The 7,061-nt window shown below is 50.3% G+C and carries 9 protein-coding genes and 1 pseudogene; 6 read left to right on the forward strand and 4 right to left on the reverse strand.

The features are described 5' to 3' along the window. Window positions 1-119: 119 nt before the first annotated feature. A complete protein-coding gene (locus L1071_RS16035; protein WP_246977028.1) occupies window positions 120-398 on the reverse strand; it encodes a hypothetical protein in 279 nt (92 codons plus the stop codon). 222 nt (window positions 399-620) lie between these two features. Here L1071_RS16035 and L1071_RS16325 point away from each other — a divergent pair. Then, a pseudogene (locus L1071_RS16325) lies at window positions 621-704 on the forward strand (hypothetical protein); the annotation flags it as partial. A gap of 322 nt (window positions 705-1,026) precedes the next feature. Beyond that, window positions 1,027-1,941, forward strand: coding sequence for a DUF2971 domain-containing protein (locus L1071_RS16040; protein WP_246977030.1), 915 nt, complete (start codon window positions 1,027-1,029; stop codon window positions 1,939-1,941). A gap of 1,019 nt (window positions 1,942-2,960) precedes the next feature. Here L1071_RS16040 and L1071_RS16045 read toward each other — a convergent pair. Beyond that, window positions 2,961-3,323, reverse strand: a complete 363-nt coding sequence (locus L1071_RS16045) for a hypothetical protein (RefSeq protein ID WP_246977032.1) — start codon at window positions 3,321-3,323, stop codon at window positions 2,961-2,963. Between the two features lie 69 nt (window positions 3,324-3,392). Further along, window positions 3,393-3,632, reverse strand: a complete 240-nt coding sequence (locus L1071_RS16050; RefSeq protein ID WP_246977034.1) for a hypothetical protein — start codon at window positions 3,630-3,632, stop codon at window positions 3,393-3,395. Window positions 3,633-4,165: 533 nt separating this feature from the next. Between L1071_RS16050 and L1071_RS16055 the strand changes: the two genes are divergently transcribed. Both L1071_RS16055 and L1071_RS16060 read left to right on the forward strand, forming a co-directional pair. After that, a complete protein-coding gene (locus L1071_RS16055; protein ID WP_246977036.1) occupies window positions 4,166-5,038 on the forward strand; it encodes a replication initiation protein in 873 nt (290 codons plus the stop codon). A 62-nt stretch (window positions 5,039-5,100) separates the two neighbouring features. After that, window positions 5,101-5,559 carry a hypothetical protein gene (locus tag L1071_RS16060; RefSeq protein ID WP_246977038.1) on the forward strand — a complete coding sequence of 153 codons (459 nt, stop codon included), beginning with the start codon at window positions 5,101-5,103 and terminating at the stop codon, window positions 5,557-5,559. Here L1071_RS16060 and L1071_RS16065 read toward each other — a convergent pair. Then, window positions 5,556-6,122, reverse strand: coding sequence for a tyrosine-type recombinase/integrase (locus L1071_RS16065; RefSeq protein ID WP_246977040.1), 567 nt, complete (start codon window positions 6,120-6,122; stop codon window positions 5,556-5,558). The genes L1071_RS16060 and L1071_RS16065 overlap by 4 nt on opposite strands. Before the next feature lie 208 nt (window positions 6,123-6,330). Between L1071_RS16065 and L1071_RS16070 the strand changes: the two genes are divergently transcribed. Together L1071_RS16070 and L1071_RS16075 are read left to right on the forward strand one after the other, a co-directional pair. After that, window positions 6,331-6,669, forward strand: coding sequence for a type II toxin-antitoxin system RelE/ParE family toxin (locus L1071_RS16070; protein WP_246977042.1), 339 nt, complete (start codon window positions 6,331-6,333; stop codon window positions 6,667-6,669). A gap of 132 nt (window positions 6,670-6,801) precedes the next feature. Beyond that, a partial coding sequence (locus L1071_RS16075) for a helix-turn-helix domain-containing protein (RefSeq protein WP_246977044.1) occupies window positions 6,802-7,061 on the forward strand: 260 nt, incomplete at its 3' end.

The following is a 7,061-nucleotide window of genomic DNA, read 5'->3' on the forward strand; positions in this document are numbered from 1 at the left end:
TTTCGCGTTTGAGGACGAGTCGAAAGAGAAAGCGATGGCTTAATATAACCCCCTCACCTAAGCTTTTAAGCCTCCGCATAGCCGGGGGCTTTTTTATGCCCATAACTAGAGACAAATATTTATTTTTTTTGGTTTTTTATTTTTTCCACTAGATTTGTAGATACAGGCTCTCCTGAATCATTAACTACAATTTGGGTGCATGCACACCTGCATCCAGGGGGGACATTTTTTATGGAGAAAATTTCTAACGCTTGCTCAAATTCAATAATTTCCCCATGGAGGTGTTCATGGTGACTGCATTGATTTGACATGCATATATACTTCACTTTAATACCTACCCTTACCGCATCATCTTGTTCTCTAAATAGCTTTTCACTTCTCATTTTATTGATATTCATATAAACGCCTCATTTAAATTTAGTGTACACCTAAATGTATCTATAGATGCCTTCCCCAGCTCATATTTCGATTCGGAAGCCAAACGGTTCTGCCTCGCCGCTAGGCTTGCGGTACAGGACCACCTAGTATCATACTAAACATACACTTTAGATGACAAAGACACCAACAATGGGAATCTTCAAGCACATTTTATTTTATCACTGTACTAGAAGGACACTACCCTACCTAACGCTATCCAGCGGGTTGAGAAGGGCTTGATTGATGCTGACCTACGTGGTGATGTCATCAAACAGGGCGTCGTGTGAGGCAATTTGGCAGTCATTTCTACCACTACACCTTCTTTACCTACGGCTTCGTCAAGAACCAACGGAGTAACATCAGCGGCGAAAAAGGAGTATATAGCACAGATCTGTCAGAGGATCACTAGAAAAGATAATTCAGACGAGTAAACTTTAAGAGAAGAAACCCCATGTCCAAAATACTAAAAAAAGCCGTAGCGATACAATTTCTACGATTCATAAAACCATGGAGCCGACTTACAAGAAAAAACAATAAAGCACTGCGCTATATCTCTTTTTTAAAACATTAAACGGGCTTTTTATGACAACTCTACACAAGCTAATGTCGATGGATATTTTTGAGAGCTTTTGCCATGACCCTTGTTTCAGAATGACTCCTAGCTGGGACCAGAATGATCCAAAAGAGTTTGCAATTAAAAACACACCCGCAATAAAAGAAGCAGAAGAGAGGTTTGGGGAAAATGCGAGATATGATTTAAAAAACTACCTAAACCTCCATGGTATTATATCTCTTTGTAATAGCCTAACCATACCATATATGTGGGATAAGTATGGAGATGAAGGAAGAGGGGTTGCTGTATCTATAGAAATAGACGAAGAAAAACCATTTTTAATATTTTCTAATTCGAACGATACTGGTTATTCTCTGACTCATGACCGAGGATTTCTATACTCTCCTGTGCGTTATACAGACATCCCAGACGAAGATCTTGCATACTTCTCGATAGATCCATTTATCGAAACCCATCTCGTAACAAAGGAAAAGCATAAATGGGAAGTGGAGAACGAAACCAGATTTATCTTACCATTTGATTTTTTATCTAAAATACTTGCCACACAAAGAGGTAAGGAAAAAATAACTAGAATACTTTGCCAGCATAATATTTACCCTGCTAAGTTTAAAAAAAGCACCCTTAATGGGATCCATTATAAATTGGATGAGGCATATATGTATTGCATTACTATAGAAGCTCTTTCAGCAATCTGGAAGTCTTCCAAAGAAAACGACATAATGTTCTTTTCTCGTATTGATACTGGTATTCCAGGAACAACCCATGGTACTATAAAAAAAATAACACTAGGAGAAAACGCTGATAAAGAAAGGTTCTTTAACATACTGAAAAGAAGGGACGGCCCATTTAGTATATCAGATGCATTCGTTGGAGCACTAAGCAAAAAAGTTTCTCGAGTGTATCAAGTAAATATAGAAGAAAAATTATTTCTCAAAGTTAACGATCCATGATTACGCGTCTTATCTTGAGCCCAAACAGGCGGGTTCTAACGTCGTTGGAATTTGCACTGCAAAGCCCGGTTTAACAGGAGGGTGGGCTGTCGCCCACCCAACCCCGTCCCCGGTCGCTACGCTCCCTGCATCCCGCTGCGCGTGATTCCCTTCATATTCTGATTTATAATGATAGGAACAACACCCCGGAGGCTAGGAGAAGACCATGAGTGCAGAAGAAGTCCTTTGGCGATTTCTAGCAGGGTTTGGCCCGCTATTCTTATTTCTTGGAGCGATTCTGATATGGACTCGTAAAGTAGTCAGGGAGATACGAGAAAGGGAAAGAAACAGATAACTGTTAGTTTATGCTATTCCAAATGATGAGTGAGAGAAAACATCATATTATCACCACTTTTTCCTCTCTATATCCTCCCTTTTTCCTCCCTTTTCACCACAACACCACCTCTTTTTCATCATATCCTACCTTTTTCCTCTCTTTTTCCTACCATTATCCTCACTTCTTCACCACCCGGCTTTCTCTGGCCATAAGCGCAAATCACTGCAAGGCACGCTACGGACGTATACAAATTCGCTGTCGCTCTTTGCATGTCCGCATGTGCCAAAGGGGTCTTTGAATCCTCGTTCTGACGAACGAAGGACACCCCTCATCGCCGATTAGAAATCGGCGATGAGGGGTGTCGATTTAGTACTTTCGCGTTATGCGGTGCACAGTGATTGTCAGTACGATGCCGGCCAGCACAGGGGTAAAAATAAGCAGGTATGGGCCAACGGCTTGCCAGTCCATGCGGCCTCAAAAACGGGTACTTAAGGGGCGTTCACACTTTATCAGTGTCGTATCAAGTTAAAGGGCTGCCCCGCAATGCGCCGAAAGACTCGAAATACACCTCTATAATGTAGCCATCAAACTAAGGGCCATAGTGGCACACTTTGATCGTCTCGCCCTGCGCAAGAACCAGTTCAGCAAGAAAGCGTCGCGATTACATCGCCGCCCACTTTCTTTGCATAGCGTCTGGCATCCATCACTCACTTTCGTGATGCCATTGTTGCTGGCGACGCTTGCGCACGCGAGCAGTCAGACGCCCCCAGTCGTTGGGTTGAATCCAACGCTCCGCCCAGCGCAACAACAACTCGGCTTGCCGCCGGTCACTATAGTCCCCGGGGTAGGCCGTCAGGTCGCTGGCCAGCGCGAGGAGCTGAGTCTTGCCGTCGCGAGCCGTCAGGCGTAGGGCATCCCGTTGGCCGCTCGCTTGGGCCTGCTGGTTGGCGATCTTGGCACTGTACTCGAGATCCAGCGTCTTCGACGTCGGGTCGAACGCGGCGTCCAGCAGTACGCCTAGCCACAGCCGGGCCTCACTCGGGACAATTTCACGCTTACGAGCCATGACGCACTCCTGGATCTCTTCGACCCGGGTGTTTTTCGCGATCTCGGAACATCACGGTGAGAGCCATGGTTAAAGCTCGTTCTCGTTGATCAGACCAAAGACCTTGCGCTTAGCGCTGGTTAGATCGTTCTTGTCCAGCACGTACCATTCCCAGCGGCGCATTCCATTTTGAGACTCGATTTCTGGGCCGACTGCGCCCCGGTCACGCTCGTAGCGGTACCAATCACCGTGAGGAGATCGCCACTCGACGATACGGCCATCGGTGGATTTGTAGACTTGTTCAAGATCGCGGATTCGTTCAAGTGCCATAGGAGCTTCCTATCCGTCCTCGAGGAGTGTTTACCAGCATAGCTTTATACGTGAAAAAGTCACGTTTTAGAGGCTGAGGAATGCCGGGGATGTTCTTGCGCCTGCTAAACCTGCGCCGGAGGCGCAATTGTTCTCGCTTGAGGATGGGGATCGGCCCATTGAGGTGTGCTTCTTTAGCGATCTTGTATCGCCGATCAGGCGCGCAGCCGCGTAGCGGCTCGAAAGCGCCTATATCTCGGCTAAGCCGAGGCATCATGAAGGCCCGCGGAGCGGGGGCGAAGGGTGAGGAACGAGCCCGGAGGGTAGGCGCGCGCATTTGCGCGCTCTTTTCTGTCCTTTTCCCCTTTTCCCCTTTTAAGGCGTCTCAAGATTTTGATATTAAAAGGATAATCTGAACAAAAGGGGAGGGATTGATGGTTAAGAGGGGAGAGATTGATGGTTAAGAGGGGAGAGATTGATGGTTGAACTGGGGAGGGATTGATGGTTTTGTGTGAGAAGTATTATTAGCTCACACAATATCAGGGGGCGTAGGGATGCAGGATGCTCAAGTCTACAAAGCCAATGCACTGGTCGAAGCTTCATATCGCCTTAGTCTCTATGAGCAACGGATCATCCTAGCTTGCATCTCTCAAGTACGCAGGGACGAGCCACTGACAGATCAGAAGCTTTATACCATCAGTGCACAGCAGATCGCGGAGATGACCGGCACTCAGTTAGGTACGGCCTATCAGAACCTCAAAGCCGCTTCGGAACGCCTTTTTGATCGCCGCGTGACACTCCATGAGGCTCCAAATGGCCAAGAAAACACCCGGATTAGGTTAACTCGCTGGGTACAGACCATAGAGTACCGCGATAAAGAAGGCGCGGTTGACCTCCGCTTCGGTACAGATATGGTCCCCTACCTATCTCAACTCACCGAGCAATTTACCCGCTACGCCTTAGCCGATGTGGCCAAGATGAGTAGTGTTCACGCAATCCGGCTTTACGAGCTGCTTGCCCAGTGGCGTGGTACTGGAAAACGAGAGGTCAGTCTTGAGTGGCTGCGCGAAGCGCTATATCTCGAGGACCGGTATACCAACATCCGTGATCTTAAAAGGTGGGTAATCAAGCCAGCCATAGAACAGATTAATGAGCACAGTCCACTATGGGTGGAGTGGGACCAGCGCAAGACCGGCCGCCGCGTATCCCACCTGGCGTTCACCTTCGGCGAGAAATCCCAGAAAGCTTCTCAGAAGCCTCGCAATCGAAAGGGCAGTAGAAGCCCTGGGGGAAAGGCGAGAAACGCTTCAGGATCGATATACGGGATTCCTATGGAGGTTATTAATACCCAAGCCCGCCCGGGGGAATCTAGCGATGATGCAGCACACCGCATCCTCGAGGAACGACGGAATACTGCCAAGGCGTGAGTTTTTCTCGCTAGAGTCCATACTGTCGGGCAACCCGACGACAAAACCCAACAGGGCCCGACATGCCCCCACTGACCATAGGCCGAATGGCCAATCTATACAGCTTGCACCGCTCCACGCTATACGAGGCGATCGACAAGGGCCGCGTCACAGCTGCATTTAACGGCAAGGGACAAAAAGTACTCGACCTGTCCGAGATGATCCGTGTTTACGGAGAGCCACCTGGTAAAAACACCTCATCCCTACAAAACCCGACACCGAATGCCGACAGCCTACCCGACACCCCCAGTGTCATCGAGAAGTTCGATGCTCTTCTCGAGATCGTGAAGGAACAACGCGACGAGCTGCGACAGCTACGCGAGGAGGTAGCACAGCTGCGCAGGCTCCCTGCCCCTTCTTCTGATCCAATTCAGGAAACGCCCGCTACGCCGCCCAAGGACGAAGATCCCTACGGCCTGCGCTCGCTGGTGCAGTCGCTACGTGACCACGACGGCAACGCCGACGACGTCTCCGATTCTTAGAAGCTCAGCCGCTCGAACGGCCGCCCAGTGAGGGCGGTATAGGCCACCGTGTTCTGGATGTTGGCGTGGCCCAGGTACTGCTGCACTGTACGCAGATCTACGCCTTGGTTAATCAGATGCACGCCGCAGGCGTGGCGCAGGGCGTGCGGATGCCACTTCACGCCCAGTACGCGTTCGCTGAGCCGATGCAGCATGCGCCGGAAGCCGTCAGCACTGACCGGCGCTCCGCGTTCGCTGACGAATACCATCCCTGACGTTCGGCCACTCTCACGCTGGTAGCGTTTCAGTGCCCGCACCGTGTCGCCCTGCAGCGGGTGTGTGCCGTTCCAGCTGCCTTTGGCCCGCGTCACCCGCAATTCATGCGTTACCAAGTCGACCGCCGACCAACGCGTCCCTACCAGTTCCGACACCCGCAGGCCGTGCTCGAAGGCCAGCCGCAGCATCAGCGCGTCGCGCCGGCCGTGACGGTGATGCCGAACCGCGCTGCGCATCAAGCGGTGCACCTCGTCGCGGGTCAGGTGCAGGCGTCCACGCGCCGCGTCGTTGGCCGTGCGGGTGCGCACTGTCCGGGTTTCAGTGGTTGAAAGGGGTGTCGGATCGGGGTGTCGGGGCCTGTCAGGCACGGTCTGTAGCGCTCCTGGTCGCGGGGACTGTCTGGGTTTTAAGTGGAAGGCAGACAGTATCACTCAACCTGCCTCTGCATCAGGCACCAGTTGCACTTATATCTAAATGGATATAAAATATAGGTGCCTAGGATGAAGGGAAGGGTCTATGTCAGAAGAAGAAAAACCCATCGAGTTTCGCGGAGACTCGTTGGATCAACTACGAGGCTTCCCAAATGAAGCCAAGCAAACGGCAGGGTATGAGCTTGGTCGCGTACAGCAAGGAAAGATGCCCGTTCACTACCGACCTATGCCGGATATAGGACGCGGAGTGCTTGAAATCAAGATCAGAGAGGCATCAGGCGCTTATCGGATCTTCTACGTGGCCAGCCAAGGGAACGCGGTTTACGTCCTACATTGCTTCCAGAAGAAGTCGCAGAAGACCGAAAAGCGTGACATCGAGCTAGGCAAACAACGTTATGGCGAGCTTCACCGCGATCTGCTCTAGCGATATACCCCCAGGTAAGTGGGGTTTTGATTAGAACGGATATCTGCCCCGAAAGGTAGATATTCAATAAAAAAGGAGCCGTTTAAAGGGCTCCTACGCTTCCCGCACACTATGTGCGATAGGAGAGAGAGCATGGCAAATGAGCGTTTTAGCAGTGTGTGGAATGCCATCGAGGATACCCCCGAACAAGCAGAAAACATGCGGCTTCGCGCCGAGCTTATGGGTAAAATTGCTGATCGAGTGGCCGAATGGGGAGAAACTCAAAAAGTGGCAGCCGACCTTCTGGGGGTTACCCAACCGCGCCTGAATGACCTAATAAATGGTCGTATTAACCGCTTCAGTCTTGATGCCCTAGTTAACCTTTCCCGGCCGGCTTTGGGCGGCCACCTGCA

Source organism: Chromohalobacter sarecensis, assembly GCF_023061135.1.
Lineage (GTDB): Bacteria > Pseudomonadota > Gammaproteobacteria > Pseudomonadales > Halomonadaceae > Chromohalobacter > Chromohalobacter sarecensis.